The sequence below is a fragment of the Ruegeria sp. D4 genome (genome assembly GCF_056534475.1).
The window spans coordinates 27,142-51,555 of record NZ_JBQFPJ010000001.1 but is presented as its reverse complement, the minus strand read 5'-3'; the positions used below and the strand labels follow the sequence as shown (position 1 = coordinate 51,555).

Genomic DNA, 24,414 nt, shown 5'->3' with positions numbered 1-24,414 from the left:
CGGCGGTTCCACGCCGGTGTTACAATGGCCAGATCAGCGGGATCAGAAGCGAGGCCAGTAAACCAACTGTCAGGTTCAGCGGAACGCCGACCTTCAGGAAGTCGGTAAACCGATACCCGCCGGGGCCATAGACCATCATATTGGTCTGATACCCGATCGGGGTCGCAAAAGACGCGGACGCCGCCACCATGACCGCCACCACCAACGGGCGCGGATCGATGCCGACCGCTTGTGCAAGTCCGATAGCGATAGGCGTCACCACAACTGCCACCGCATTGTTCGAGACCAGCTCGGTCAGAACGGATGTCAGCAGATAGACTGCCCAGATAATCAGGAACGGCGGAAGGGCACTCAGGCCCGGCGCGATCGCCTCGACAATCAGGGACACGGCGCCGGATTTGTCCAGGGCCGCTCCGATTGCCAGCATCGAAAAGATCAGGGCCAGCAGCCGGCCTTCGATAAAGGAAAACGCCTCATCCGCGTCGATGCATCGGGTGATCAGAACGACGGCAACCGCAAGGATCGACAACAGCAATATCGGTGCCACACCAAGGGCCGCCAGAGCGACGATGCCCACCAGAGCGCCGATGGCAATTGGCGCGTGACTGCGCCGGAACGCCCGCGCCGAAGGTTGGGAAACATCGACCATATCCATATCCGCCGCCAATCTCTGAATGTCCGCGGGCGCGCCCTCCAGCAGCAGAGTGTCGCCCACGCGCACGATCAGATCATCCAGCTGACGTCCGATATTCTGGTTCCGGCGGTGCACGGCCAGCACGTAAACGCCATAACGGCGGCGCAGGCGCAGCGCACCAAGGGTTCGGCCAACCATGCGGCAGCCCGGTGTGATCAGAACCTCGACCGTCTTGGTTTCGACAGCGGAAACCTGATCGACCCGCTTGAGTTCCTTGTTGCGCTGAAGGCTGAGCAACTCGGTCATCTCGGTCCGCAGAACAACGCGATCCCCGACTTTCAGGTTCACGTCCTTCAGATTTCGCCGCAGCGACTCGTCCCCCCGGATCACGTCGATCAGGCGCACTCCGGGGCGTTTGAACAGTTGCACGCCCATCACTTCTCGGTCGATCAGGTTGCTGTCAGGCGGCACCACCGCTTCGGTGAAGAACTTCATCTTCGAACGGTCGCTGAGCATCGTGGCCATACTGTCGCGTGCAGGCAGCAGGCGCGGCGCGATGAAGCGCAGGTAGATCATTCCGTAAATCACCAGAGCGATCCCCAACGGGGTCACTTCGAAGATGGTAAAGGGGGTCATTCCCTGCGCCCGGGCAACGCCGTCGACCAAAAGATTGGTCGAGGTGCCGATCAGCGTCAAGGTTCCGCCCAGAATGGCAGCATAGCTCAGCGGAATCAGCAACTTCGAGGCGGGCATGTTCAGCGTTCGTGCGATCTGTACGAACACCGGGATCATCACAACAACCACCGGTGTGTTGGACACGACGGCCGAGGCCAGAATGACGAACCCCATCAACAGGCCAATTGCTATTCGTGGATTGACCTGCGCCTGTTTCTGCGCCGTCGATGTAAAGGCGTCCAACGCCCCTGTCCGGACCAGAGCGCCCATGATGATAAACATCGCGGCGATGGTCCACGGGGCCGGGTTGGACAAGACCGCAAGCGCGCTTTGGTAGGGCAGAATGCCGGTTACCAGCATCAGTGCGACCCCACCGATGGCAACGACCTCGGTCGGATAGATTTCGCGCAGGAACATGACGAACATGCCCGCGACAATCGCAAGCGCCAGTATCGCGCTGCCGGTGTCTGTCAATTGAAGGAATTGCATTCGTGGTATTCTGTCCGAACCCTAACCCGGCCTGAGCGCCTGACATGCAGTTTCACGCATTGCTCGGGGTTGAGCAAGCCTGTCATGCACCCGGCGGGCCTGCTTGTTGCAGTCGGCCGCCCACCCGCACCATGTGAATCGACTTGGCCTGACCGTCGCGATCATCGGTTTCGACAAAAACTCCGCTTAGAGTGGCTTCGCCATTCGCAGGTGTGAACCGGGCCTTGGGCATTCCGGTGATAAACCGCCTCATCGGCTCCTGCTTGTCCATGCCGATGACCGAATCGTAGTCTCCGCACATCCCGGCATCCGTCAGATAAGCCGTGCCGCCCGGCAATATCTGCGCATCTGCCGTCGGCACATGCGTGTGCGTGCCGATCACAAGGCTGGCACGCCTGTCGCAATAGTGACCCATGGCCATTTTTTCGGACGTTGCCTCGCAATGCATGTCGACAATGATGGCCTGCGCCTGCCCGCCACGGGGATGCGACTTGAGGATCGGCTCGATGGCCGAGAACGGATCGTCAAAGGGCCGCTTCATGAACACCTGCCCCAAAACCTGCACAACCAGCACCTTGCGCCCACCCGGCGCGTTGAAAAGACGATGCCCCCGACCGGGCGCACCCTTGGCGAAATTCACCGGTCGCACGATGCGCGATTCTTTCTCGATGAATTGCAGCATGTCTTTCTGGTCGAACGCATGATCGCCCAGTGTCAGGCAATCGGCCCCCGCATCCAGCAACAGCTTTGCGTGATCACCTGTCAGCCCCATCCCGTTCGAGGCGTTTTCACCGTTGACCACAACGAAATCCAGCCGCCATTCGTCGCGCAGACGCGGCAGATGCTGTTGTATGGCCGCGCGTCCCGCACGGCCCATGACGTCACCCAGAAAAAGTATCCTCATTCAAACCGTCCTAAGTGTGGCATCAGGCAAGCACAAGCGGTTAAACTGTCTGCATAATCCGTCAATACACCCAACACAGGAGAATTTATATGTTCCGCATCTTTGTGGCGATGTTTGGTCTGGCTCCGCTGGCAGCATGTGATCAGCCTTCTTCCGGCGAGTCTTCCACTCAGCTGGCCAACCCGGCCGCGACCTTTTGCGTGGAAAGCGGCGCACGGTATGAGATCCGGGACGGTGCTGACGGCCAGTTCGGCGTCTGCATTCTGGAAGACGGGCGCGAAGTCGACGCCTGGGAATATTTCCGCGAAAACAACCCGGCCTGACGATCAATCGGAAAAGGTCAGAACGCGGCTTTCAGTGATCACCATGTCCAGCGGCTGATCTGTCGCTTCCAGAGGCAACCCCTCGGCCTGCTGCGCATCAAATGCAAACCCGATGGCCAACGTCGGGCGTTTGGCGCGCAGCCCCTCCAGCGTGCGATCATAGAACCCGCCGCCATAACCCAGCCTGCCGCCCTGCGCGTCAAAGGCAACCAATGGCACGATCAGGATCTCGGGGTCGAAGTAATCGTCGACCTCGGGCACTTTGGCGCCAAACGGCCCATCTTTCAAAACACCATCGGGGGTCCAACGGGAAAACCTCAGTGGTTGCCCCGCGGCCTGAATCACCGGAACGCCGACTGGCCCGTAGGCCGACGCCTCGGCCATTGCCGCCAGCGGGTCGATCTCGGTGCGGATCGGCATGTAGCCCGACAGCGGCACCCCGCGATACCCGGCCAGCACCTCTGACAACCGCCCTGCCGCGCCGGGCATGCGCGTGTCAAACGCCGCCTTGCGGCGGGCGAAAGCGGCCCTTCGGGCGGCAGCCTTGATTTCTGTCAGATCGGTCGTTTCGGTCACAATAGCACCACGCTGGCAAGCCCCAGAAAGATGAAGAACCCCATCACATCCGTGGTTGTCGTCACAAAGGTTCCAGATGCCAGCGCCGGGTCAACACCCATACGGTCCAGCAAGACCGGTACTACCGTACCTGCAAAGCCCGCGATGATCATGTTCACGACCAGCGCGGACCCGATCACGACACCCAATAGCGGCGAATCGAACCACAACATGCCAACCGTGCCCAGAACGACCGCAAAACACAGACCGTTGAGCATCCCAACCAGCAACTCCCGCCGGATCACGCGCCTAACGTTCGAACCCGTCAGGTCGCGTGTTGCCAGTGCCCGCACGGCAACCGTCAGCGACTGAGTGCCCGCATTGCCGCCCATTGATGCAACGATCGGCATCAGAATCGCCAGAGCTACCAGTTGGTCGATGGCCGCTTCGAACTGCGAAATCACCAGCGAGGCACAGATGGCGGTACACAGGTTCACCGCCAGCCACGGCAGTCGGCGCCTGCTGGTTGCAGCCACGCTGTCGGACAGCGAGCTTTCGTCGCTAACCCCAGCCAGACGCAGGATGTCTTCCTCGTGTTCTTCGTCCAGAACAACCATCGCATCGTCGATGGTGATTACACCCACCAGCCGCCCATCGTCATCCATGACCGGAGCCGAGATCAGGTGGTACTGGTTGAAGGCATAGGCCACATCCTCTTCGTCCTGATCGACGGGGATGGTATAGAATTCCTCTTCTGCGATGTCGCGCAGCGGAACTTCGCGCCGGGTTGCCATCAGTTTTCCCAAGGCGACCTGCGCCACCGGTTTCAGGCGTGGATCGATAAGAATGACGTGATAGAATTGCTCGGGCAGGTCGTCATTGGCGCGCATGAAATCAATGGCCTGACCCACTGTCCAATGCTCAGGCGCCATGACCACTTCGCGCTGCATGAGGCGACCGGCGGAATTTTCCGGGTAAGACAGCGCCTGCAGGGCCGCGATCCGCTCGGCATGCTCCAGCGCGCCCAGGATGGCTTCCTGCTGAGGTTCCTCAAGGTCTTCCAGCAGGTCGACGACATCGTCGCTTTCCATATCGCGGACAGCATCGGCCAGAACATCCGGGCGCAGAACGCCAATCACCTCTTCCCGAACCACTTCATCCAGTTCGGAAAGAATGTCGCCGTCGAACTCCTTGTCATACAGCCGGATCAGCCGGGCACGATCGAACGGATTGATCTGCTCCAGAAGGTCGGCGATGTCAGCCGCGTGCAGCGGCTCCATCAATTCGACGAGTTTGTCGCGATCTTCTACATCGACAGCATAAAGGATGGCTGCCACAGTCCGGCGGTCCAGCGCGTAGACATCTTCGTCCTCGGCGGACTCGGTTACGGGTTCATCAAAGCCTGTTGTCATATGCTGCCCCCGCGCATTTCCATTTGCCCCTAATTAGAAGAAGCAGCTACCGGAAAACAATGACAATGCGCCAATTTACCGGCATCTTCCGCGCGCTTATGGTGTTTCGCGGTCTCAGCCGGGCGGAGGAAAGCGGAAATGGCGCAAAAAACACTGTTGAAGGGACGTGTCCTGAGCTTTTCGGGCTCACCTTTCGAAGGTGAACCGAAAGATGCCGTCACCATCAGCGAGGCGGTCGTCATCGATGAAGGCCATATCGCGGCCGTTGGTGACACCCGGAGCCTGACAGAAGCGCATCCGGATGCCGCAATCGTCGATCACGGACAGCACCTGATCATGGCAGGGTTCGTTGACGCGCATGTGCACTATCCGCAGACAGCCATGATTGCCAGCTGGGGCAAGCGGCTGATCGATTGGCTAAACTCCTATACATTCCCCGAAGAGATGAAGTTTGGTGAAATCACCTATGCCACCGAGATCGCCAACCGGTATCTGGACCTGACGGCTGCGCATGGGACAACAACGATGTGCAGTTTCTGCACCATCCACCCGGAAAGCGTCGACGCCTTTTTCACTGCGGCGCAGCAGCGTGGACAGCGGGTCGTGGCCGGCAAGACCTGTATGGATCGCAATGCACCCGAGGGTCTGCGCGACACGGCACAGACGGCCTATGATCAGTCCGAAGCACTGCTGGAGAAGTGGCACGGCATCGACCGGCTGTCCTATGCCATTACGCCCCGTTTTTCACCAACTTCGACCCCGGAACAGCTTGAAGCCATGGGGGCATTGTGGGCCGAGCACCCACATTGCCTGATGCAGACGCACCTGAGCGAACAGACAGATGAGATCGAATGGGTCCGGTCGCTGTTTCCCGACGCGCGCGACTACCTGGACACCTACGAAAAGTTCGGCCTGCTGGCCAGCCATGGCCTGTATGGTCACGCCATTCATCTGGAGCCACGCGAACGCGACCGGTTGCGCGAACTGGATGCGGCCCTGATTCACTGCCCGACCTCAAACACGTTCATAGGCTCGGGCCTGTTCGACATGGCCGGGCTGATGAAAGACGGTCACCGGGTCGGGCTGGCGACGGATACCGGCGGAGGATCGAGTTTCTCGATGTTGCGGACAATGGCCGCAGCTTACGAGATCGGCCAGTTGCGCGGATCGCCGTTGCATGCGGCACAATTGTTGTGGCTGGCCACCGTCGGATCGGCCCGGTCGCTGCGAATGGACAATTGCATCGGCAATATCGCCCCGGGGATGGAGGCGGATCTGGTGGTTCTCGACCTGGCCTCGACCCCGGCCATTGCCCAGCGCGAAGCCTGCGCAGAAGACCTGTGGGAAGCCGTTTTCCCAACCATCATGATGGGGGATGACCGGGCCATTGCCGAGGTCCGGATTGCCGGCAAACCAGTCACGGTTTGAAGGAATACGCCTGACGGCGCATTCCTCCGGCAACGGAATTTCTGAACAGACGACGAGATCGACGCTTATCTGGCAAGCGCCCGCGCAAGTTCATTCTGGCGTTCGATCACGCGGGGCATGTCCAGCGTGGTTATGTGCCCATCTCGCACGATTTGTCTGCCTTCGACGAACAGATGTTTGACCCGAAACGGCCCCGCAAGCAGCAAGGCGGCCGGATCCCAGCTTCCCGCGCTTTCTATGCCGGATACATCCCAGATCGCGATATCGGCGCGTTTGCCCGGCATAAGCCGCCCGCAATCGGGGCGATTGAGCACGTCTGCACCGCCACGGGTTGCTATCTCGAGCGCTTCGCGGGCCGACATGGCATCCGCGCCATTCGCGACCCGCTGCAACAGCATCGCCTGCCGGGCCTCGGCCACCAGATTGCCGCCGTCATTGCTGGCCGACCCGTCAACGCCCAACGCAACCGGAACGCCCGCGTCGCGCATTGCGCGGACCGGCGCTATGCCTGACCCCAACCGGCAGTTTGAACACGGGCAATGCGCAACACCGGTGCGGGTTCGGGCAAACAGATCGATCTCGGCACTGTCCAGCTTGACGCAATGGGCGTGCCAGACGTCCGAACCGGTCCACCCCAACTCCTGCGCATACTGGCCCGGACGGCATCCGAATTGTGACTGGGAATATGCAATGTCTTCGTCATTTTCGGCCAGATGCGTGTGCAGCATCACGCGCTTGTCCCGTGCCAGCACCGCCGTGTCGCGCATCAGTTCACGACTGACCGAGAATGGTGAGCACGGGGCCAGACCGACGCGGCACATCGACCCTTCGGATGGATCGTGGAATTTGTCCACAACCCGGATCATGTCAGACAGAATATCCTGCTCTGCCTCGACCAACATGTCCGGCGGCAGGCCACCATCGCTCTCACCGATACTCATCGCACCACGTGTCGGATGAAAGCGCAGGCCCAGTTCGGCGGCGGCGGCGATGGTGTCGTCCAGTCGCGCGCCATTGGGATAAAGATACAGATGATCGGAACTGAGCGTACATCCCGAAAGCGCCAGTTCTGCCAATCCGATCTGAGCAGAAACGAACATCTCTTCCGGGCCAAAGCGGGACCAGATCGGGTAGAGTGTTTGCAGCCAGCCAAACAACAGCGCATCCTGACCTCCGGGAACCGCCCGGGTCAGAGTTTGGTAAAGGTGGTGGTGCGTATTCACCAGGCCGGGGGTCACGACGCAGCCCTTGGCGTCGTGCACGTCACCGGTTGTGGTAAGCCCCTGCCCCAATTCAGCAATAACGCCGTCCCGGATTAGGATATCCGCGCCATTTAGTTCCTGCCGATCGTCATTCATCGTCAGAATGAAATCGGCATTCTTTATTAGAGTATCAGTCAATTTGTGCCCTCCTGCATCAGTCCGTCTCGTGCAAGAAGTGCATGGGCTGGCGGAAAACGGACACAAGAACCAGCCATCGGCACTGTACCGGCGGCTGCGGGTGCCATCAACAGGTTTCAGAAATTGCGAAGAATCTCTAGCGCAGAGGCGTGGATGTCCGGGTTGGCAGCCGCCAGTGCGCGGCCTCCATTGTGGGCCGGTCTGCCCTGCCAATCTGTCACGATACCACCCGCCGCCTGAATGACGGCGATCGGCGCCTGAATGTCATAAGCGTTCAGTCCGGCCTCGATCACCAGATCAACCTGCCCTGCCGCCAGAAGGGCGTAGGCGTAACAGTCCATTCCATAACGGGTCAGTCTGGCTTGCTGAGACACCGCCTCAAACCCGGCCCGGTCTTCAGGCGTTCCAACTTCGGGAAAGGTTGTGAACACCATCGCCTGATCCAGCGATTGCGTAGACCGGGTCCTGAGCTGTCGGGTACCTGTCGGGCCTGTGACCTGTGCCGCGTGTGCGGACCCCACGAACCGCTCACCAATATAAGGCTGGTCAATCACACCCAGGATCGGCCCGTCCTGCGTGCTCAAAGCAATCAAAACGCCCCATGTCGGGGTACCGCTGATGAACCCTCGCGTACCATCGATCGGATCAAGAACCCAGGTCCGCCCGCTGGTGCCGTCGGCATGGCCGAATTCCTCGCCGAAAATACCATCCTGCGGGCAGCGCCGCGCCAGAACGGCCCGCATCGCCTTTTCCGCCTCGCGGTCAGCGACGGTTACGGGGTCAAACCCATCAGCCAGTTTGTTGGACGTTTCAAGATCGGACTGCCGGAAGTAAGGAAGTATGGCCGCGCGCGCCGCATCGGCCATTTCCCCGGCGATTTCCAGATCGGTTGCTGAACTTTGATACATGCGCAACCCGTGCGGTCAGCGCGTTCCGAAGTCAAGCCTGCTGATCAGGCGACGTCACTGAGAACACGCGCCAGTTCGAACAGACGCCGGCGCTGGTTTTCCGGGATCGCGTAGTACGAGCGAACCAGATCCAAAGCTTCCTTATCTCCCATCAGATCGGCAGGCACCGATTTCTTCCCGGCATCTTCTTTCTGGGTTTCTTCCAGACCCTCAAAGAAAAAGCTGACCGGCACATCCAATGCTTCGGCGATGTCCCAAAGGCGCGAAGCGCTGATCCGGTTGGCCCCGGTTTCGTATTTCTGGATTTGCTGAAACTTGATACCAACCTGCTCGGCCAGCTGCTGCTGGGTCATGCCAATCAGCCAGCGGCGATGCCTTACGCGTTTGCCCACATGGACATCGACGTGATGAGTCATTGGTATTCTCCTCTACTACACACACAACTGCCGGGGGTTACGCAAAAAAACAAACGTGTTCGCCAACCTAGCGAGCCGCTGTTAACTATTCCCTAATTCAGGAATGTGCTCCCCCGAAACAGCACCAGATTTCAATATCACCTCTTTTGTCTTTTTTTTCAAGAAGGTTGAATCAGTAACATCGTATAATGGTTTGTGGTTGTACAACCGCCGGTTTTGAGCGTTCTGTTTCCCGAACAGACACAATCCACGAAGCCCTATTATACATCATTCACGCGCCCTCTGGTAATTGATTGACATTCCCCCCGCATCGCTGACCTATGCGAAAAACAAGGAGCGCGACGATGCTGGCCTTTCGCCTTCAATCCGGAGAATCAACAGCCCGGCTCTGCAACATCGACGTCCCAAAGCCGGGGCGGGATCAGGTTCGGGTCGCTATTAAAGCGTGCGGATTGAATTTTGCGGATCTGCTTATGCAGAACGGCACCTATCAGGACACCCCGGATACTCCGTTTACGTTGGGCATGGAGATCGCGGGTATTGTTGATGAAATTGGAAACAATGTCTCTCATCTGAAGCCCGGGGACCGTGTTGCGGTCTATTCAGGTCAGGGTGGATTGGCCGAGTTTGGCGTATTCGATGCCGAAAGGGCGATTCTCCTGCCCGATCAGATCAACTTCGAGGACGCTGCCGCCATTCAGATTGCATACGGCACCAGCCATATCGCGCTGGATCATCGTGCGCGCCTGCAACCCGGCGAAACCCTTTTGGTCACCGGCGCGGCGGGCGGCGTCGGCCTGACTGCCGTTGAAATCGGCAAACTGATGGGCGCGACAGTGATTGCGCAGGCCCGTGGTTCTGAAAAGCTTGCGGTGGCCCGCGCGGCAGGTGCGGATCATCTCGTGGATGCCTCCGAAGACCTCCGCGCCCGCGTCAGGGAACTGGGTGGGGCGGACGTGGTTTATGATGCGATTGGCGGCGACGTGTTCAAAGCCGCCTTTCGTGCCACAAACCCCGAAGGCCGACTGCTACCGATCGGCTTTGCGGGTGGAGAGGTTCCGCAAATTCCGGCCAACCATCTTCTGGTCAAGAACCTGACCGTAATCGGGCTTTATATCGGTGGGTATCTGAAATTCAGGCCGCAGATCGTGCGCGACAGCTTTGACACGCTGTTCCGTTGGCGCGCCGAAGGCCGGATCAAACCGCATATCAGCCACACCCTGCCACTGGAGGACGTGGAACAGGGCATGCGTTTGCTGAAAGAACGGAAATCAACCGGCAAGATCGTCATCACGATCTGAGGCCTGTCACCCGACCACAGCCTTCAATGGTGTGCCGCCCACCATGCGGAAATTCTGACGAACCAGCGACGCCAGCTCCTCGATCACCGCGCCGCGACCGGGATCCCCTCCGTAAAGGTTGATCATGTGGGCAGGCAGCTCTGGCAATGCTCCACCCGAGTCGATTTGCTGCAGATGCGCGGCCTCCGTTCCATCCAGCATTGCGTGAACGGCAAGATCGGCGCTGACGGTCGCTTCGATTGTACGGTCGTTTTCTGTTTCGACAGACAATTCCCAGGGGATACCCGCCGCGTCCAGCGCCGCAATGACCTGAGGCCGGAACAAACAGCGCCGACCAAGCGCCAAAGGCAATGGGCGCTTGCGCCACGCCGACCCGCCAGAAGCTCCAATCCAGCGCAACGGCAACTCGGCCACGGTTTCCGCACCTTCGGCCGCCGAGGCCTCGGTCGTCAGTATCAGATCACATTCGCCGCGCTTGTACATGTCCTTGAGTTGCAGCGAATAGGACGAAACCAGCTGGACGCGGACACGCGGAAAATCTGCGTTGAAACGCTGTAGCACGCGCGGGATGGCCGGATAAACAATGTCATGCGGCACGCCCAGCACGACTTCGCCTTCGAAAGCCTGATCGGTGAGTTTCGAGATCACTTCGTCGTTCAGGGCGATCATGCGGCGCGCGTAGGCCAGCAATTGTTCGCCCGACGCCGTCAACGCGATGGTTCTGCCGCTGCGATCCAGTAGCTCAAGGCCCAGAAGCTCCTCCAAACGCTTGAGCTGCATCGAAACCGCAGATTGCGTCAGGTGCAGAAAACCGGCGGCGCGTGTGACGCCGCCCTGATCGGCCACGGCAACGAAGGACCGCAAAGTGGTGATGTCCAAATTTCTCATTTCAATAATCCTGATGGTTCACGTCAAAAACATTCATTTTTAAAATGTGCCACAGTGATCCATATAAATCAAGGAAGTTGATGCAAACCGCATTAATCATCACCGAGCAAGGAAAGGACAATCGTTATGACCCAAATTGCAGCATCACACGAGCACGTATGCAAACAGCCATCGAAAGGCTTCAAATTGCGGGATCTTCTTGGCCTTGCCCGGCAGCGTCGTGACCTTGCCAAGCTGGATGGCAACGCACTGAAAGACATCGGCGTGACACACACCGAGGCCAGTCGCGAAGCAGCCCGCCCGTTCTGGGATGCTCCCGAAAACTGGCACAAACGTCTGTATTGACCGGCCAAGCATCGCGATCTGGCGGCAACTGAAACAATGCCGTCAGATTTGTCGAGTATTTTAGCAGGTTTTGGGCGTAAAACTCTTGAAACATGTGCCTCACTCTCCGATATTTGCAGGGAAATCGGTCTGCAACTGCGGGCTGAACCAGAATTGCGAAGGGAGACCCTTAATGGCACAATTTGACACGATCCGGACGGCGACCGGTGCGCGCGCCGCCCAGATTGACGAGGGCCTGCGGGCCCACATGAACAAAGTCTACGGCACCATGTCCGTGGGCATGCTGATCACTTTCCTGGCTGCATGGGCCATCGCCGGCCTTGCAACCACAACTGATCCGTCTGCCGCGGCAGCTCAGCTGAGCGAGACCAAGTATCTGACGTCGCTCGGATACGCACTGTTCGCTTCGCCGCTTAAATGGGTGATCATGTTCGCTCCGCTGGCCTTCATCTTTGGCTTCAGCGCCGGGATCAATCGCCTGTCCGCAGCCGGCGCACAGACGGTGTTCTACCTGTTTGCCGCTGTCATGGGTGTATCGATCAGCTGGATCTTCCTGGTCTTCACCGGCCAGTCGATCATTCAGGTGTTCCTGATCACCGCGATCGCCTTCGCGGGCCTGTCGCTGTATGGTTACACCACCAAAAAAGACCTTTCGGCGATGGGTACGTTCCTGATCATGGGCGTGATCGGCCTGATCGTGGCGTCGATCGTCAACATCTTCATCGCCTCGTCTGCCATGGCTTTCGCCATTTCGGTCATCGGCGTTCTGATCTTTGCCGGTCTGACCGCGTATGACACGCAGAACATCAAGGCCACATACCTGCAAATGGCCCACTCGGGTGATCAGGAATGGCTGGGCAAAGCCGCCATCATGGGCGCGCTGAGCCTGTATCTGGACTTCATCAACATGTTCATGTTCCTGCTCCAGCTGTTTGGCAACCGCGAATAACGCGGCGCACAATCCAATACGAAAGGGCGGGTCCGAAAGACCCGCCCTTTTCTTTTGCGGAAAGAAAACCAATGACGATCCAGGATATCCGGCCAGATCAGGCCCATCTGATTTTACCCCTGCTGCACCAGGTTCATGACCTCCATTTGGAACATCAGCCTGAAAGATACGCAGCGCTGCCGCCGGATGCCGAGCTGGCCGATTACCTGCAATCCTGGCTCATGCAACCCAACCTGTTCGCTGTCGGTTTTTTCGAACGCGACAAGCTGCTGGGTTACGCAATTTTCGAGATTTCCCGGCGTCCCGCGTCACCCTTTCACTCGGTTGATACCCGCGCTGTTCTCCACCAGATCAGCGTCGACAGGGCCGCGCGCCGCCGTGGCATCGGCACAGCGCTGCTGGAAACCGTCAAATCGCGGCTGAGGCAGGTGGGCCGAAGCGTTCTTACGGCCTCGGTCGCCAGTTTCAACGCACCGTCCCAGGCCCTTATGGCCCATTCCGGGCTGAACCATTCTCTGACCATAATGGAATGGCGTGACCCTAGCCCTCAATGAAAAAGCCCCACCGAAAAGGTGGGGCCCAATCAAATTCGTTGTCAGTCCGAGTATCAGCTACAGTTCAGCGGCACCGCAAAACCGGAGCTGCGACTGTCAGACCCTTTCCGGTAAACTTCGCCAGCTGGCAGGCACCCGGTGAACCGTTCCGTGTTGGCGCCAAACGCCGCTCCGGTGGAACTGTCCACTTTTCCACCGTTGCTGGCGGTGCGCAGAACCCCGAAAAGCGTGCCGTTTACGCTGACAGTGCTCAGGTACAGGTTGTTGCCCTGGGTAGACAATTGAACCGCGCTGACATCGGATTGCCCGCCATTGGCAATCGCCACACCGGCGATTTTTGACAATTCAGTCTCATCCGAGACGACCGAAACGGTCGGAATTTTCGCAAGTTCCGCAGGTACATTGGTCGCTGGCGGTGCAAATGCAACTGCGCCTTCGACTTCCGAGACCGTGCGCGGTTCACCATCAATGCCGGTAAAACCAACGCCCTGGCGGTTGAACGGGTCCTCACAGGCCGACAGGCTCAGAACGAGGGTCGAAGATAACAAGATTTTTTTCATGGCGCTCAACGTTTTGTGGCGGTTTGCTCAACCGTAGCGGCAGGTCGCCACGAAAAGCAAGACGCCGGCGATGCGATTGGGCCATATGCTGATGCTCTGCTGCAACGGCCATGGACGTGCATAGGAAAGCACAAACGCGCTTGTGAAACGTTGAAAAACAAAAAAGGGTCCTGCTTCGCAGAACCCTTTAACTGTGTCCGGATGGACAGGCAGATTACTTGATCTTGCCTTCCTTGTACTCGACATGCTTGCGAGCGACCGGGTCGTATTTACGAATGGTCATCTTCTCGGTCATGGTGCGAGCGTTTTTCTTGGTCACGTAGAAGTGGCCCGTGCCCGCGGTCGAGTTCAGACGGATCTTGATTGTCGTCGGCTTCGCCATGGTTATCTCCTGCGTCCGAAAAGGCAGGGGCCTTTCGGTTGAATTCCTATGAGCGTGCGCTTTTACGCGCTGCACAGCCCATGTCAAGGGCTATCGCGCGCATCGAGGCAGCAGAAGGTGGGATGGCCTTATGCAGGAAGTGTCGGTGCCCCCATATAGGTATGAATCTGATTACATTCCGCGTCCGACAGCCCCAATGCGGTTGCCAGCTGACGCAGGTATGACGCCTCACGCGCGTTATCCAGGCGAATCGCAGCCAGAGACGTGGCGTATATCTGTGTTTTCAAAGGTCCGCCCGCAGCGGCCGCCAAGCCCATGACATCAATCGGCGCGTTCAGTTGTTCTTGAACGAAGGCTCGCTCCTCATCGCTGACGTCGTCGCCCAACTCTCCCAGAATTGTTTCTTTCTCATGGGTGTCCAGTTCACCATCCGCCTTGGCCGCCTGAATCATCGCCCGCAGCATCAGCTTGGCCTGCTCCTCCATGACGGCGCCACCGGGTGTTCCCCGGAACACGGTATCCATCATGTCCGCCGTTTGCTGGCTGCCCGACCTTGCCGCGCCCTGCATGGCGTTCATCAGACCGCCCAGCCCGGCGGCACCAGCCGGGTTGACCATACCCAGCTTGCCGATCATCTCCTGAAGTCCAGCGGCCCCGCCAGGCATGCCGAACTGCTCGGCCATCTTGCCAAGCTGGTCCATGCCAAATCCGCCCCCCGCACCCTGCATTGCATCCTGCAGGCCAGCCATGCCGCCCATCTGCTTGTATTTCTCCAGTCCTTTCGCGGCAGCAAACCCTACGGCCACCGAGGCAAGTGCTTTCATGAAACTCATAATCGTCCTCCCGATTCAAAAATTACTCCTCACCGCACCTACTCAGACGTCCTTGAACCCGGCTTTCGAAATTCGTCGGACAACGGCTGGACTGTTGCGGACTGAAAACTCAGCAGACACAAGACTATACGAAAACGAAAAACCATGTACGCACTCGCGCATTTCCATCAGAAAATTGGCGCTTTCCCGCACATGCGGAGCTTCAATTGCCCGGATCACAAATTCGTGATACCGTGCCGCCAGTTCACAGACCCAAGAAGCCATCTAAGCGCTTAACGCTTGAGGCACCGAAAACAGGCGAAACCTCTGTCAGCAGAGTTTTTAGGCATGTTTTTCTGGGGGGCTATCATGACAGAATGGACTATTCAGGGGGAAGAGCTGGCCAATTGTAACTGCAATTTCGGTTGTCCTTGCCAGTTCAGCGTACTTCCCACACATGGGAATTGCGAAGCGGTTGTCGTCTTTGACATTGAAGCTGGCAAATATGGCGATACCGATCTGGCGGGCTTACGCGCTGCCGGCGTCTATTACTGGCCCGGACCGATCCACGAAGGCGGCGGTCAGATGCAGCTTATCATCGACGAAAGCGCCAGTCCCGATCAGCGGGCGGCCCTGCAAGCGATCATGACCGGCGAGGACACCGATGAAATGGCCACCATGTGGTACGTCTACAGCGCCATGGCCCCGCAGAAACACGAAACTCTGTACCTTCCGATCGAGCTGGACTGGGATCGCGAGGAACGTAAGGGGTTCGCGAAAGTCCACGGTATCTTCGACGTCGAGGTCAACCCGATCCCGCATATCGTATCCGGAGCGCCGCACCGCGCATCCATCCAGCTGCCGAACGGGTTCGAGTACCGCCACGCGGAATCCGCCGCAGGTACGACGAGAACATCCGGGGGTGCCATAAGCCTGACATTTGATGCCACCCACGCGCACTTGGCGCATCTCAACATTTCCGGCCACGGTGTTTTGGGCGCTTAACAGGGGCGTCGCATGACACGAAACTCTGACGCACCGCCCGTGGCGGTCGCTGAGCGGTTGCTGCGACAGGACAGGCTGATCGTTCTGGTCAGTGTCTTGGTCATCGTTCTCGGGGCCTCATGGTACACGATTGCCGGGATCGGCATGAACATGTCTGCCGTCGAAATGACAAGGATGGCCCGGCCAATCGGTGAGCCCATGCAGATGCCGGTCGACCGGCCATGGAGCCTGCCCTACGCGCTGCTCATCTTTTTGATGTGGTGGGTCATGATGATCGCCATGATGACCCCCAGCGCGGCCCCTGTTGTCCTGTTGTTTCTGGCCCTCAAACGTGTCGGCGCTGACAAGGCCAATGCGGCCCGCCTCAGCTTGCTGTTCCTCGCAGGATACCTAATCGCCTGGGGGGGCTTCAGCCTGCTTGCGACACTGGCGCAATGGGGTCTTGAGCATGTCGGCCTGTCTGATGGCCCCATGATGACCGTCCGGTCAAAGGCATTTGCAGGCTGTGTCCTGATTGCGGCGGGCCTCTATCAGCTTTCATCGCTCAAATCCGCTTGTCTGCGACATTGCCAAAGCCCCGCCCGGTTTCTTGCCGAACACAATCGGCCCGGCGCATCGGGTGCGTTCAGCATGGGCGTCATTCACGGGACATTTTGTCTGGGCTGCTGCTGGGCCCTGATGCTCTTGCTGTTCGTCGGCGGCATCATGAACCTCTACTGGATTGTCGCCATCGCAATTTACGTTGCGCTGGAAAAACTTCTGCCCCGAGCCCGTTGGCTGATCCCGGCGACGGGCATCGGTTTGATTGCAACAGGTGCCTGGGTGCTGGCAAGCGCGATATCTTCCGGCACCTAGGCGCTCAAACGGCCAGGGAACCGGCCGAATTCAGGGTTCCGTCACATTGATCCCAGGAGGAGAAAATGCCTTTATTCATAACGTACGCCACCTATTCCCAATCCGGCATCAAAGGAATGCTGCAAAAGCCATCGGACCGCACCGCGCCGGTCAAAGCCCTGCTTGACAAGGTGGGCGGCAAGCTGCTGGCATTCTATATGACCACCGGATCGAACGATGTGGTTGTGATCAGTGAGGCACCTGACGGCACCGACGCAGTTGCGGTCGGAATGGCCGTCGGCGCATCGGGCGCCGTCGACAAGATAGAGACGGTCCGCGCGTGGACGGCAGAGGATTTTGTTGCCATCACGGAAAAAGCGGCAGCCCTGACCGGTGCCTACACACCGCCCGGAGGGTAAGAGGATACGCGCGGAGGGCCTGTAAGCCGGATCTTGTTCCGGGGTTGCCCCCTTCGATGACCATTCCTCTAGGCCGCACATTGCTGCGCGGCTCAAGCTGCCAACCCGGTCCCTCTCGGCCAAGACGCGCTTAGCGGCGGTATCGGCTTGCGCCGACCGACCCGCGCTGGGACCCTATTTGGCATTGCTCCCGGTGGGGCTTGCCGTGCCGCCGCTGTTGCCAGCGGCGCGGTGGGCTCTTACCCCACCGTTTCATCCTTACCTTGCAAGCAAGGCGGTTTGTTTTCTGTGGCGCTTTCCGTCGGGTTGCCCCGCCCGGGCGTTACCCGGCACCGTTGTCTTGTGGAGTCCGGACTTTCCTCTCGGGCTTGCACCCCAGCGGCCATCCGGCCCTCCGCGCTGGCGTTGGGTATGCCTTGGGGGCGGTGACGTCAAGAGTGGACAGGGTGCGAAGGGGCCAGCCCCTTCTTGGCCTGCGGCCAATTCAACCCCGGGATACTTATAGCCAGATAAAGCCCGGATTTGTTTGGGGGATGCTCAGCTGATCGGCGCAAGGTCAGCGGGTGTGAGCGGACCTTTAGCCCAGGGGCGGTATCTGAGCCGAACGGTGGTGAGGAGTGTTTCGTCATCCGTGTCAGCGGTATAGCCTGCCAAGCGGGCCTTGGTGCGGAACTCTTGTTTTAACGCGTTCGGAGGGCCGCTTCCCTGCCCTCGCCGCGCCGCAAGCCCCTGACGTTCGAGTCGAGGCCAGTCAAAGCGGGGGCCGGGGTCTGATTTGCGGCCCGGTGCCATGTCTGAATGCCCGATCACGCCTTGCGGTGGGATCGACCAGCGCGTCATGATTTGGGGTAACAGGTGTTCCAGCACATTCATCTGAAGGTGCGAAAAGGGATGAAAGCCTGTGTTGTCCAGCTCGATCCCAATCGAGCGCGAGTTGATATCGCTTTGACCGAGCCACTCCCCTGTCCCGGCATGCCATGCGCGGTTTTCCTCGGGCACCATTTGCCAGAGGGTGCCATCATTTCCGATCAGGTAATGTGCGGAGACTTCGGCCTGCGGATCGCACAGACGTTCCAAGGCCGCCTGTGCGCTGTCCATCGCCGTGTAGTGGAGTACAACCAAAGACGGCTTCAACCTGTCGCGGCGCGGTCCGAAATTTGGCGACGGGTGCCAGATCGGCGTCAGGGGATCAGTTGCTGACGGCACTGCGGAACGGGCTTGGGTCCCAGTTGCAAGCATAGCCGTCACCGTCCGGGTCAAGCCCCTGACGATCCCGCTGCGGGCCGCCATTTGACAGAAAATCGATCTGTGCCTGATCCGGGGAAGGATATTTCGCGCAGTTGCGCTGCGCCTTAGCCTGCAGGTTGAACCCGGCGCGGCTGTAAAGCTGGGTCCCCACGGGGTTCGACGTGTTCAGAGCATATTGAACGATGTTGGGCTGTCCGTCCGACCCGCGCTGCGGTACGGCGGTTGGTGCGACCACCTCGTATGTCTGGCGGTTCTGTTCGATCAGGGCGGCGTCGGATTCGATGCTGCGGCGGTTGGATACGGCCGCAAAATCCTGTTCGTCGGAAATTCCCTGTGCATTGGACACCGGGATCGGAGTGGATGCGCCCTGCGGAGAAGTGCTGGCCAAGGCGGCGGCTGTCTGAGAAGCGATGTCCGCATTGGCCCCGGTCGCCACGGGTGTCACCGCACCCGGAGCGCCAAGCGGTTGTGCGGACACGTCCACCGGGCCAAGCAACGGATTACCGCCCAGTCCCTGCCCGGCCAGTTCAGCCTCGCGTTGCGCCTGGTAATCAGGCGTGTTGAATCCCGTGTTGGCCACTGGTGCCACGTCGGTGCAAGCCGCCACCACGCCGATGGCGGGGATCAGAAGCAAAAAGCGCATGTGACTGCTCCGTGTCTGCTGCTCTGGTTGACAGAGGCTTACCACCATTTCCCCGGCTTGGCCACGAAACCGGCCGCGTTTTCCAGCGCATAGGCGGTGTTGAGCAGATCGCCTTCGTCCCACGGACGTCCGATCAGTTGCAGGCCAAGGGGCAGACCTTGTGAATCCAGACCCGCAGGCACCGAAATACCGGGCAGACCGGCCAGATTCACCGTCACTGTGAACACGTCGTTCAAATACATTTGAACAGGGTCGGCTTCGGTCATCTCGCCCAGACCAAAGGAGGCCGACGGTGTCGCAGGTGTCAGAATCGCATCGATTCCGGCGGCAAACGCGTCCTCGAAATCTTTCTTGATCAGGGTCCGAACGCGGCGAGCGCGGTTGTAGTAGGCGTCATAGAAACCGGCTGACAGCACATAAGTACCAATCATGACACGGCGCTGCACCTCATGTCCGAAACCCTCGGCGCGGGTCTTTTCGTACATCTCGGTGATGCCGTCACCCTGCGCCAGTTGCGCGCGGCGGCCATAACGCACACCGTCATAACGCGCAAGGTTCGAGGACGCCTCGGCCGGTGCGATCACGTAATACGCGGGCAACGCGTATTTAGTATGCGGCAGCGAAATATCGACAATCTCGGCACCCGCTGCTTTCAGCATCTCGGCCCCTTCGGCCCAGAGCTTTTCAATCTCAGCAGGCATTCCATCCATGCGGTATTCTTTGGGGATACCGATTTTTTTGCCCTTGATGTCGCCGGTCAGCATCGCCTCAAAGTTCGGCACCGCCAGTTCGGCACTGGTCGAGTCCTTGGGATCGTGACCGCACATCGCCTCGAGCATGATCGCAGCATCGCGCACGTTCTTGGTCATCGGACCAGCCTGATCCAACGAAGAGGCAAAGGCGACGATACCCCAGCGCGAGCAACGACCATAGGTCGGCTTGATGCCGGTGATGCCGGTGAAGGCGGCAGGCTGACGGATCGAACCGCCGGTATCGGTACCGGTTGCCGCTAGGCAAAGGTCGGCAGACACGGCCGAAGCCGACCCACCGGATGAACCGCCTGGTGTCAGTTGCGCGTCGTCATTGCCACGGCGCCAGGGGCTGACCGCGTTGCCATATACAGAAGTTTCGTTACTGCTGCCCATGGCGAACTCGTCCATGTTCAGCTTGCCCAGCATAACCGCGCCCGCATCGGCCAGTTGCTGCGAAACGGTGGATTCGTATTCCGGCTTGAAACCTTCCAGAATCTTCGAGGCCGCCTGCGAGGGCACGCCTTTGGTGCAGAACAGATCCTTGATGCCGATTGGCAAGCCACACATCGACGGTGCGTCGCCGCCCTTGATCCGCTCATCAGCCGCCTTGGCGCGCTCCAGTGCAATCTCGGGCGTCTTGTGGACAAAAGCATTCAAAGCATCTGCTTGATCGATTGCTTTCAGGCAGGCTTCGGTCAGCTCGACTGAGGTCACATCACCCTTGCGCAGCGCGTCTCGGGCTTCGGCCAGGCCCAGTTTGTTCAGATCGCTCATGTCTTACTCCACCACTTTGGGGACTGCGAAAAAGCCTTCGCGGGCGTCGGGGGCATTGGCTAGAACCTTGTCCTGCTGGTTTCCGTCAGTGACCACATCCTCGCGACGTTTCAGGCGCATCGGCTCGACCGAGACCATCGGCTCGACGCCTTCGACATCCACTTCGTTGAGTTGCTCGATGAACCCAAGAATGGTGTTGAACTCGGACGCCAGCGCCGGCAGCGCGTCGTCCTCGACCTTGATCCGGGCCAGTTTGGCCACCTTGGCGGCGGTGCTTTGGTCAATCGACATCGGAAAACCTCATATGCGTTAGGGGGCATTTACCCGTCTGCCGCACCGGTCGCAAGACCAACAGACTCGGCGGATGATCGAAGGTGATCATGGCAGGTCCGCAGCACCCCATTCAATTTTGAATATCTCATATGCAAAAAAGTGAACTATACGGTTCACTTTGCGCCTTGAAAAACTGAACTGCGCTGTTCACTTTCTAACATGTGCAACAGCACAAAACCCGGAGAAAGATCATGAAAACCTTCATCACCGCCTTCGTTTTGTCCGCAACTGCCGCCATTGCGCCAGCAATGGCTTCGGGCTTTGATTTCACCCCGTTGACCCGCACCTTGACCTTCCCCGAACCGGTTACCCAGCCGGTCACCAAGGACACCACAATTCGCGGAAACTAAATAGAAGAAAACGCCGGATCAGATATGGCGCGACTGATCCGGCGTTGCTGCAATTGCATGCTGCGGACCCTGCGACAAGCCGCTACCATAGGGCGAAATGACTCGCCGGGAGATCCGGCAGGCGCAGACTTGCCAGACTATGGAGCCATACATGAGCGCACAAAAACAAGCCGTCCTGGACGCAATCGACGCAGTCAACATACAAGATCCCAACCAGGATGGCGGAGAGCCGGAGGCCCTGCTCTATGGCAAGCGGATGAGCGAGGAGCTTGCGCGGCTGTTCCCCGACGCCTCTGACGCGCTGCAGATTGCGGCACGCGGTCAGCACGTGGAACGCTGGAAACTGGCGCGCAGCGAATACCCCGAAGGGCGGACCGGTTATCTGGCTTGGCGCAAGGCGCAGGGCGTTCACCATGCCGAAGTCGTCATGGGCCTGATGAAAAAGGAAGGCTACGGCACCGATCAGATCGATGCCGCGGGCCGGATGCTGCGCAAGCAAGGCATCAAACGCGATGCCGAAGTTCAGGCCCTGGAAGACGTGATCTGTTTCGTCTTTCTCAAATGGTACTTCCAGCCCTTTGCTGCAAAACATTCGGCCGAGAAGATTCAAAGTATCGTCGAGAAAACGGCCCGAAAGATGTCTGGCGAAGGGCGCGCGCGGGTGTTGCGGGAATTCGACCTGCCCGATCATCTGGCCGATGCTTTTCGCGCCGATCAGACCTGATTTTCGGCCAGGTCCTTTCTGTAGACTTCGATCATCCAACCCAGCATCGTTGCGTTCAACAGATGCCACATAAAGTGTGTGCCCATCGGGAATTGGGCACACAGGGCCGGATCAAGCGCGCGGAACGTGATGGACAGGATCAGCAGTACTGCCCCGGCGGCCATGCCGCGCGCCAGAACAGGTTTTTTTGACCGCAACAATGCAGCATAGATCAGGATCAGCAACGGGACCGGCGCGTAGGCAGCGGACCCGCCAAGACCCGGCACAAACCGAAACAGCGGGATTGTCGCAGCCGCATAAGGGATGAACAGCGCGGTGCCGGCCAGCGCCCATCCCGGAGACATCCGCCAGATGTCGCGGTTTACCGCATAGATGTAGATCAGAATGAACAGAAGGATGGGCGTTGTGTCGGCAATAGCCGCCCAAACCTGTGCATGAGTGTGAAACAGAAAACTGCCCAATCCGATCAGGGCGAGCACTGCGACCAGCACCATCGCCAAGGGCAAACCCTGCCCTCGCACCCGGCGCCACATTACCCATGCTGCAACCAGGAAGGCGGCATTGGTCAGCGCATTGACCGGTTCAGCCCAATAGGCGGGCGACAGTCGTTCGCAATAGCCATCGATTTCCTGCATCCAGTCCATGGATTTTTACATAGCCGATGCTAGGCTGAGGACAACAGTCTGAATGGGAGGATTTTCATGAATATCATCTGGTTGGGTCACGGCAGTTTCCGCATCGAAACCAGCGGTCAGGTCTTGCTGATCGATCCCTGGCTGAGCGGTAACCCCGTCCTGCCCGAAACTCAGCATGACGCGGCGGTCGAAGGGGCCACGCATATTCTGCTGACTCATACCCATTTCGACCATGTGGTCGATATCCTTCCCTTGGCGAAGCGCCTGGGCGTGCCGGTTGTCGGCCAATACGACCTGATGGGTTTTTGGGGCGAAACTGAAGGCATTGAAACGGTCGGGTTCAACAAAGGCGGCACGGTCGACCTGAACGGCATCAAGGTTTCGATGGTACCTGCGTCGCACAGTTCAACCTTTTCGACGCCGGAGGGGCTGCGCACCGGCGGCACCGAGGTCGGGTTCATGATCGTCACCGAGGGCAAAACGCTGTATATCTCTGGTGACACCGATATCATGGCCGACATGAACTGGATGGGCGACTATTACAAACCGGATATCGGCATTCTGTCCGCGGGCGGCCATTTCACCATGGACATGAAAGGCGCGGCTTATGCGTCCAAGCGCTATTTCAATTTTCGGACCGTGATACCCTGCCACTACAAAACCTTCCCGATCCTTGAGCAATCTGCGCAGGATCTGAAAGACGGCCTGCCCGGCGTCGATGTGATCGAGCCTGAAGTGATGCAGGCGATTAAACTATAGGTCCGATGTGAGCGGCGAGGTTTCTCCTTCACCGGAATTGATCGCGGTTGTGCGGCGATGGAACAAGGCCGTGCAAGACAGGGACCGCGCGGTTTTGGAGAACATGCTCTCAACTTCGGAACACCTGCGTTATCAGGGATCGGCGGATGAAGAATCCTGGTCCGGGCAGGTGTTCCGACAGGGTTTCGTCGATCATACGAAAGAAATTCCCGACTATGCCTGGCAGGAACATTCGCTGGAAGCCTTCGAGTGCGGAAACGCCGGTTGGGCACATTGTGAAGCGACGATGACCTTTTCCACGAACGGCAAAGCCGCGTTGCACCGATTTACCTTTGTTCTCCATCTGGAAAACGGCGTCTGGAAAATAATGCAGATGCATGTCTCCAATCCGACCTCTAACATGGAAAAGATCGGGATCGAACATGAGGCCCTGAATGCGCTGATCGAAGCGGCACGGCGCGAGTTCACGCAGGAGCAGAGCGAGGGCACCGCCTCGGTCATGTTCACAGACATTGCCGGATCATCCGAAATCACACGGCGACTGGGCGATCAGGAGTGGATCAAAATCATATCGGATCACTTTGATCTGGCAGAGAAAGTGATCCATGCGCATCAGGGGCGTCTGGTCAAATCGCTCGGCGACGGCACCATGTCGATTTTTCCGTCCGTCCATGACGCAGTTCAGGCGGCCGTCAATTTCCAACGGGAAAACAGGTCGGCCACAGTCGACACGGCGCTTGGCCTTCGGATTGGGATTCATACCGGCGACGTCATCCACAAAGACGAAGATTTCTTTGGGTCCGTCGTCAACAAGGCGGCGCGGGTTACGAATGTCAGCGGGCCATACGAAATCCACGTGACTGAAGTGACAAGGCTGCTGGTGGGCAACACCGCCGGATTGAAGTTCAGTGCCCCAAAACCAGTTCAGCTGAAAGGGTTCGGCGGGCACCAGACAGTTTACCTTTTGGACTGGACCTAGACCCTTTCAAACCACGTCAGGGTA

29 protein-coding genes and 1 other RNA gene are annotated in these 24,414 nt (G+C 58.8%); 13 read left to right on the top strand and 17 right to left on the bottom strand.

Annotated features, from left to right (window positions below; translation table 11 throughout):
- Window positions 1-19 precede the first annotated feature (19 nt).
- Together ACR0MI_RS00260 and ACR0MI_RS00255 are read right to left on the bottom strand one after the other, a co-directional pair.
- On the bottom strand, window positions 20-1,798 hold the full coding sequence (locus ACR0MI_RS00260) for an SLC13 family permease (protein ID WP_170609899.1): 1,779 nt from the start codon (window positions 1,796-1,798) through the stop codon (window positions 20-22).
- A gap of 82 nt (window positions 1,799-1,880) precedes the next feature.
- On the bottom strand, window positions 1,881-2,702 hold the full coding sequence (locus tag ACR0MI_RS00255) for a TIGR00282 family metallophosphoesterase (protein WP_170682012.1): 822 nt from the start codon (window positions 2,700-2,702) through the stop codon (window positions 1,881-1,883).
- 89 nt (window positions 2,703-2,791) lie between these two features.
- On the opposite strand from ACR0MI_RS00255, the gene ACR0MI_RS00250 reads away from it, so the two are divergent.
- The gene (locus ACR0MI_RS00250; RefSeq protein ID WP_170816661.1) at window positions 2,792-3,025 is read left to right on the top strand and encodes a DUF333 domain-containing protein; all 234 of its coding nucleotides are present in this window, start codon (window positions 2,792-2,794) and stop codon (window positions 3,023-3,025) included.
- A gap of 3 nt (window positions 3,026-3,028) precedes the next feature.
- On the opposite strand, the gene ACR0MI_RS00245 is transcribed toward ACR0MI_RS00250, so the two are convergent.
- Together ACR0MI_RS00245 and mgtE are read right to left on the bottom strand one after the other, a co-directional pair.
- Complete coding sequence (locus ACR0MI_RS00245; protein ID WP_170609893.1) at window positions 3,029-3,601, bottom strand: 5-formyltetrahydrofolate cyclo-ligase; 573 nt, start codon at window positions 3,599-3,601, stop codon at window positions 3,029-3,031.
- Complete coding sequence (mgtE, locus tag ACR0MI_RS00240) at window positions 3,598-4,992, bottom strand: magnesium transporter (protein WP_170609891.1); 1,395 nt, start codon at window positions 4,990-4,992, stop codon at window positions 3,598-3,600. The genes ACR0MI_RS00245 and mgtE overlap by 4 nt, the downstream gene beginning before the upstream one ends.
- Window positions 4,993-5,130: 138 nt before the next feature.
- On the opposite strand from mgtE, the gene guaD reads away from it, so the two are divergent.
- Entirely contained in the window at window positions 5,131-6,420 is a 1,290-nt protein-coding gene (guaD, locus tag ACR0MI_RS00235) for a guanine deaminase (protein ID WP_170816662.1), read from the top strand.
- A gap of 65 nt (window positions 6,421-6,485) precedes the next feature.
- Here the strand turns inward: guaD and ACR0MI_RS00230 are convergent, their stop codons facing one another.
- From ACR0MI_RS00230 to ACR0MI_RS00220, 3 genes are all read right to left on the bottom strand, one after another.
- A complete protein-coding gene (locus ACR0MI_RS00230) occupies window positions 6,486-7,820 on the bottom strand; it encodes an 8-oxoguanine deaminase (RefSeq protein WP_170609888.1) in 1,335 nt (444 codons plus the stop codon).
- A gap of 116 nt (window positions 7,821-7,936) precedes the next feature.
- Window positions 7,937-8,728 carry a histidinol-phosphatase gene (gene hisN, locus ACR0MI_RS00225; protein ID WP_170609886.1) on the bottom strand — a complete coding sequence of 264 codons (792 nt, stop codon included), beginning with the start codon at window positions 8,726-8,728 and terminating at the stop codon, window positions 7,937-7,939.
- A 44-nt stretch (window positions 8,729-8,772) separates the two neighbouring features.
- Entirely contained in the window at window positions 8,773-9,144 is a 372-nt protein-coding gene (locus ACR0MI_RS00220) for a helix-turn-helix domain-containing protein (protein WP_170609884.1), read from the bottom strand.
- Window positions 9,145-9,488: 344 nt separating this feature from the next.
- Here ACR0MI_RS00220 and ACR0MI_RS00215 point away from each other — a divergent pair, with 344 nt between their 5' ends.
- Window positions 9,489-10,445 (top strand): NADPH:quinone oxidoreductase family protein, encoded by a 957-nt coding sequence (locus tag ACR0MI_RS00215; protein ID WP_170816663.1) that lies wholly within the window; start codon window positions 9,489-9,491, stop codon window positions 10,443-10,445.
- A 6-nt stretch (window positions 10,446-10,451) separates the two neighbouring features.
- Here the strand turns inward: ACR0MI_RS00215 and ACR0MI_RS00210 are convergent, their stop codons facing one another.
- Complete coding sequence (locus tag ACR0MI_RS00210; protein ID WP_170609881.1) at window positions 10,452-11,333, bottom strand: LysR family transcriptional regulator; 882 nt, start codon at window positions 11,331-11,333, stop codon at window positions 10,452-10,454.
- A gap of 126 nt (window positions 11,334-11,459) precedes the next feature.
- Between ACR0MI_RS00210 and ACR0MI_RS00205 the strand changes: the two genes are divergently transcribed.
- The 3 genes from ACR0MI_RS00205 (at window position 11,460) to ACR0MI_RS00195 (ending at window position 13,181) form a co-directional block, all read left to right on the top strand.
- Window positions 11,460-11,678, top strand: a complete 219-nt coding sequence (locus ACR0MI_RS00205; RefSeq protein ID WP_170609879.1) for a DUF1127 domain-containing protein — start codon at window positions 11,460-11,462, stop codon at window positions 11,676-11,678.
- A gap of 172 nt (window positions 11,679-11,850) precedes the next feature.
- Window positions 11,851-12,627 carry a Bax inhibitor-1/YccA family protein gene (locus ACR0MI_RS00200; protein ID WP_170609877.1) on the top strand — a complete coding sequence of 259 codons (777 nt, stop codon included), beginning with the start codon at window positions 11,851-11,853 and terminating at the stop codon, window positions 12,625-12,627.
- Between the two features lie 71 nt (window positions 12,628-12,698).
- Window positions 12,699-13,181 carry a GNAT family N-acetyltransferase gene (locus ACR0MI_RS00195; protein ID WP_170609876.1) on the top strand — a complete coding sequence of 161 codons (483 nt, stop codon included), beginning with the start codon at window positions 12,699-12,701 and terminating at the stop codon, window positions 13,179-13,181.
- Window positions 13,182-13,234: 53 nt separating this feature from the next.
- Here ACR0MI_RS00195 and ACR0MI_RS00190 read toward each other — a convergent pair whose 3' ends face one another.
- From ACR0MI_RS00190 to ACR0MI_RS00180, 3 genes are all read right to left on the bottom strand, one after another.
- Window positions 13,235-13,741 carry a hypothetical protein gene (locus tag ACR0MI_RS00190; protein ID WP_170609874.1) on the bottom strand — a complete coding sequence of 169 codons (507 nt, stop codon included), beginning with the start codon at window positions 13,739-13,741 and terminating at the stop codon, window positions 13,235-13,237.
- A gap of 214 nt (window positions 13,742-13,955) precedes the next feature.
- Window positions 13,956-14,123: a 50S ribosomal protein L33 gene (gene rpmG / locus ACR0MI_RS00185; RefSeq protein ID WP_010441901.1), complete on the bottom strand. Its 168-nt coding sequence runs from the start codon at window positions 14,121-14,123 to the stop codon at window positions 13,956-13,958.
- 128 nt (window positions 14,124-14,251) lie between these two features.
- Window positions 14,252-14,956, bottom strand: a complete 705-nt coding sequence (locus tag ACR0MI_RS00180) for a DUF533 domain-containing protein (RefSeq protein WP_170609872.1) — start codon at window positions 14,954-14,956, stop codon at window positions 14,252-14,254.
- 348 nt (window positions 14,957-15,304) lie between these two features.
- Between ACR0MI_RS00180 and ACR0MI_RS00175 the strand changes: the two genes are divergently transcribed.
- The 3 genes from ACR0MI_RS00175 to ACR0MI_RS00165 all read left to right on the top strand — a co-directional run bounded on the left by ACR0MI_RS00175 (window position 15,305) and on the right by ACR0MI_RS00165 (window position 17,193).
- Window positions 15,305-15,940 carry a DUF1326 domain-containing protein gene (locus tag ACR0MI_RS00175; protein ID WP_170609870.1) on the top strand — a complete coding sequence of 212 codons (636 nt, stop codon included), beginning with the start codon at window positions 15,305-15,307 and terminating at the stop codon, window positions 15,938-15,940.
- A gap of 12 nt (window positions 15,941-15,952) precedes the next feature.
- Window positions 15,953-16,795, top strand: a complete 843-nt coding sequence (locus ACR0MI_RS00170; RefSeq protein ID WP_170609868.1) for a DUF2182 domain-containing protein — start codon at window positions 15,953-15,955, stop codon at window positions 16,793-16,795.
- A 65-nt stretch (window positions 16,796-16,860) separates the two neighbouring features.
- Window positions 16,861-17,193, top strand: coding sequence for a GYD domain-containing protein (locus tag ACR0MI_RS00165; protein ID WP_170609866.1), 333 nt, complete (start codon window positions 16,861-16,863; stop codon window positions 17,191-17,193).
- Between the two features lie 6 nt (window positions 17,194-17,199).
- Here ACR0MI_RS00165 and rnpB read toward each other — a convergent pair.
- The 5 genes from rnpB to gatC form a co-directional block, all read right to left on the bottom strand.
- An RNA gene (gene rnpB / locus ACR0MI_RS00160) (RNase P RNA component class A) lies at window positions 17,200-17,591 on the bottom strand.
- Between the two features lie 139 nt (window positions 17,592-17,730).
- On the bottom strand, window positions 17,731-18,432 hold the full coding sequence (locus ACR0MI_RS00155) for an N-acetylmuramoyl-L-alanine amidase (protein ID WP_170619103.1): 702 nt from the start codon (window positions 18,430-18,432) through the stop codon (window positions 17,731-17,733).
- Window positions 18,383-19,084: a hypothetical protein gene (locus tag ACR0MI_RS00150; protein ID WP_170816665.1), complete on the bottom strand. Its 702-nt coding sequence runs from the start codon at window positions 19,082-19,084 to the stop codon at window positions 18,383-18,385. Before ACR0MI_RS00150 ends, ACR0MI_RS00155 begins: the two co-directional genes overlap by 50 nt.
- A 38-nt stretch (window positions 19,085-19,122) precedes the next feature.
- Complete coding sequence (gene gatA / locus ACR0MI_RS00145; protein WP_170609860.1) at window positions 19,123-20,610, bottom strand: Asp-tRNA(Asn)/Glu-tRNA(Gln) amidotransferase subunit GatA; 1,488 nt, start codon at window positions 20,608-20,610, stop codon at window positions 19,123-19,125.
- 3 nt (window positions 20,611-20,613) lie between these two features.
- Window positions 20,614-20,901 (bottom strand): Asp-tRNA(Asn)/Glu-tRNA(Gln) amidotransferase subunit GatC, encoded by a 288-nt coding sequence (gatC, locus tag ACR0MI_RS00140; protein ID WP_170325838.1) that lies wholly within the window; start codon window positions 20,899-20,901, stop codon window positions 20,614-20,616.
- A gap of 233 nt (window positions 20,902-21,134) precedes the next feature.
- Between gatC and ACR0MI_RS00135 the strand changes: the two genes are divergently transcribed.
- Window positions 21,135-21,293, top strand: coding sequence for a hypothetical protein (locus ACR0MI_RS00135; RefSeq protein ID WP_170609858.1), 159 nt, complete (start codon window positions 21,135-21,137; stop codon window positions 21,291-21,293).
- A 151-nt stretch (window positions 21,294-21,444) separates the two neighbouring features.
- Window positions 21,445-22,017 (top strand): DUF4202 domain-containing protein, encoded by a 573-nt coding sequence (locus tag ACR0MI_RS00130; protein WP_170609856.1) that lies wholly within the window; start codon window positions 21,445-21,447, stop codon window positions 22,015-22,017.
- On the opposite strand, the gene ACR0MI_RS00125 is transcribed toward ACR0MI_RS00130, so the two are convergent.
- Window positions 22,008-22,661 carry a ceramidase domain-containing protein gene (locus ACR0MI_RS00125; protein WP_170609854.1) on the bottom strand — a complete coding sequence of 218 codons (654 nt, stop codon included), beginning with the start codon at window positions 22,659-22,661 and terminating at the stop codon, window positions 22,008-22,010. The genes ACR0MI_RS00130 and ACR0MI_RS00125 overlap by 10 nt on opposite strands.
- Window positions 22,662-22,718: 57 nt before the next feature.
- Here ACR0MI_RS00125 and ACR0MI_RS00120 point away from each other — a divergent pair, with 57 nt between their 5' ends.
- Together ACR0MI_RS00120 and ACR0MI_RS00115 are read left to right on the top strand one after the other, a co-directional pair.
- On the top strand, window positions 22,719-23,411 hold the full coding sequence (locus tag ACR0MI_RS00120) for a metal-dependent hydrolase (RefSeq protein ID WP_170609852.1): 693 nt from the start codon (window positions 22,719-22,721) through the stop codon (window positions 23,409-23,411).
- Window positions 23,412-23,418: 7 nt separating this feature from the next.
- A complete protein-coding gene (locus ACR0MI_RS00115) occupies window positions 23,419-24,390 on the top strand; it encodes an adenylate/guanylate cyclase domain-containing protein (protein WP_480853315.1) in 972 nt (323 codons plus the stop codon).
- Window positions 24,391-24,414: the final 24 nt, after the last annotated feature.

Bases quoted from the DNA above. Each gene is read 5' to 3' on its own strand.
- ACR0MI_RS00260 (WP_170609899.1), bottom strand. From the start codon at position 1,798: ATGCAATTCCTTCAATTGACAGACACCGGCAGCGCGATACTGGCGCTT.
- ACR0MI_RS00255 (WP_170682012.1), bottom strand. From the start codon at position 2,702: ATGAGGATACTTTTTCTGGGTGACGTCATGGGCCGTGCGGGACGCGCG.
- ACR0MI_RS00250 (WP_170816661.1), top strand. From the start codon at position 2,792: ATGTTCCGCATCTTTGTGGCGATGTTTGGTCTGGCTCCGCTGGCAGCA.
- mgtE (WP_170609891.1), bottom strand. From the start codon at position 4,992: ATGACAACAGGCTTTGATGAACCCGTAACCGAGTCCGCCGAGGACGAA.
- guaD (WP_170816662.1), top strand. From the start codon at position 5,131: ATGGCGCAAAAAACACTGTTGAAGGGACGTGTCCTGAGCTTTTCGGGC.
- hisN (WP_170609886.1), bottom strand. From the start codon at position 8,728: ATGTATCAAAGTTCAGCAACCGATCTGGAAATCGCCGGGGAAATGGCC.
- ACR0MI_RS00220 (WP_170609884.1), bottom strand. From the start codon at position 9,144: ATGACTCATCACGTCGATGTCCATGTGGGCAAACGCGTAAGGCATCGC.
- ACR0MI_RS00215 (WP_170816663.1), top strand. From the start codon at position 9,489: ATGCTGGCCTTTCGCCTTCAATCCGGAGAATCAACAGCCCGGCTCTGC.
- ACR0MI_RS00210 (WP_170609881.1), bottom strand. From the start codon at position 11,333: ATGAGAAATTTGGACATCACCACTTTGCGGTCCTTCGTTGCCGTGGCC.
- ACR0MI_RS00205 (WP_170609879.1), top strand. From the start codon at position 11,460: ATGACCCAAATTGCAGCATCACACGAGCACGTATGCAAACAGCCATCG.
- ACR0MI_RS00200 (WP_170609877.1), top strand. From the start codon at position 11,851: ATGGCACAATTTGACACGATCCGGACGGCGACCGGTGCGCGCGCCGCC.
- ACR0MI_RS00195 (WP_170609876.1), top strand. From the start codon at position 12,699: ATGACGATCCAGGATATCCGGCCAGATCAGGCCCATCTGATTTTACCC.
- ACR0MI_RS00190 (WP_170609874.1), bottom strand. From the start codon at position 13,741: ATGAAAAAAATCTTGTTATCTTCGACCCTCGTTCTGAGCCTGTCGGCC.
- rpmG (WP_010441901.1), bottom strand. From the start codon at position 14,123: ATGGCGAAGCCGACGACAATCAAGATCCGTCTGAACTCGACCGCGGGC.
- ACR0MI_RS00180 (WP_170609872.1), bottom strand. From the start codon at position 14,956: ATGAGTTTCATGAAAGCACTTGCCTCGGTGGCCGTAGGGTTTGCTGCC.
- ACR0MI_RS00175 (WP_170609870.1), top strand. From the start codon at position 15,305: ATGACAGAATGGACTATTCAGGGGGAAGAGCTGGCCAATTGTAACTGC.
- ACR0MI_RS00170 (WP_170609868.1), top strand. From the start codon at position 15,953: ATGACACGAAACTCTGACGCACCGCCCGTGGCGGTCGCTGAGCGGTTG.
- ACR0MI_RS00165 (WP_170609866.1), top strand. From the start codon at position 16,861: ATGCCTTTATTCATAACGTACGCCACCTATTCCCAATCCGGCATCAAA.
- ACR0MI_RS00155 (WP_170619103.1), bottom strand. From the start codon at position 18,432: ATGCTTGCAACTGGGACCCAAGCCCGTTCCGCAGTGCCGTCAGCAACT.
- ACR0MI_RS00150 (WP_170816665.1), bottom strand. From the start codon at position 19,084: ATGCGCTTTTTGCTTCTGATCCCCGCCATCGGCGTGGTGGCGGCTTGC.
- gatA (WP_170609860.1), bottom strand. From the start codon at position 20,610: ATGAGCGATCTGAACAAACTGGGCCTGGCCGAAGCCCGAGACGCGCTG.
- gatC (WP_170325838.1), bottom strand. From the start codon at position 20,901: ATGTCGATTGACCAAAGCACCGCCGCCAAGGTGGCCAAACTGGCCCGG.
- ACR0MI_RS00135 (WP_170609858.1), top strand. From the start codon at position 21,135: ATGAAAACCTTCATCACCGCCTTCGTTTTGTCCGCAACTGCCGCCATT.
- ACR0MI_RS00130 (WP_170609856.1), top strand. From the start codon at position 21,445: ATGAGCGCACAAAAACAAGCCGTCCTGGACGCAATCGACGCAGTCAAC.
- ACR0MI_RS00125 (WP_170609854.1), bottom strand. From the start codon at position 22,661: ATGGACTGGATGCAGGAAATCGATGGCTATTGCGAACGACTGTCGCCC.
- ACR0MI_RS00120 (WP_170609852.1), top strand. From the start codon at position 22,719: ATGAATATCATCTGGTTGGGTCACGGCAGTTTCCGCATCGAAACCAGC.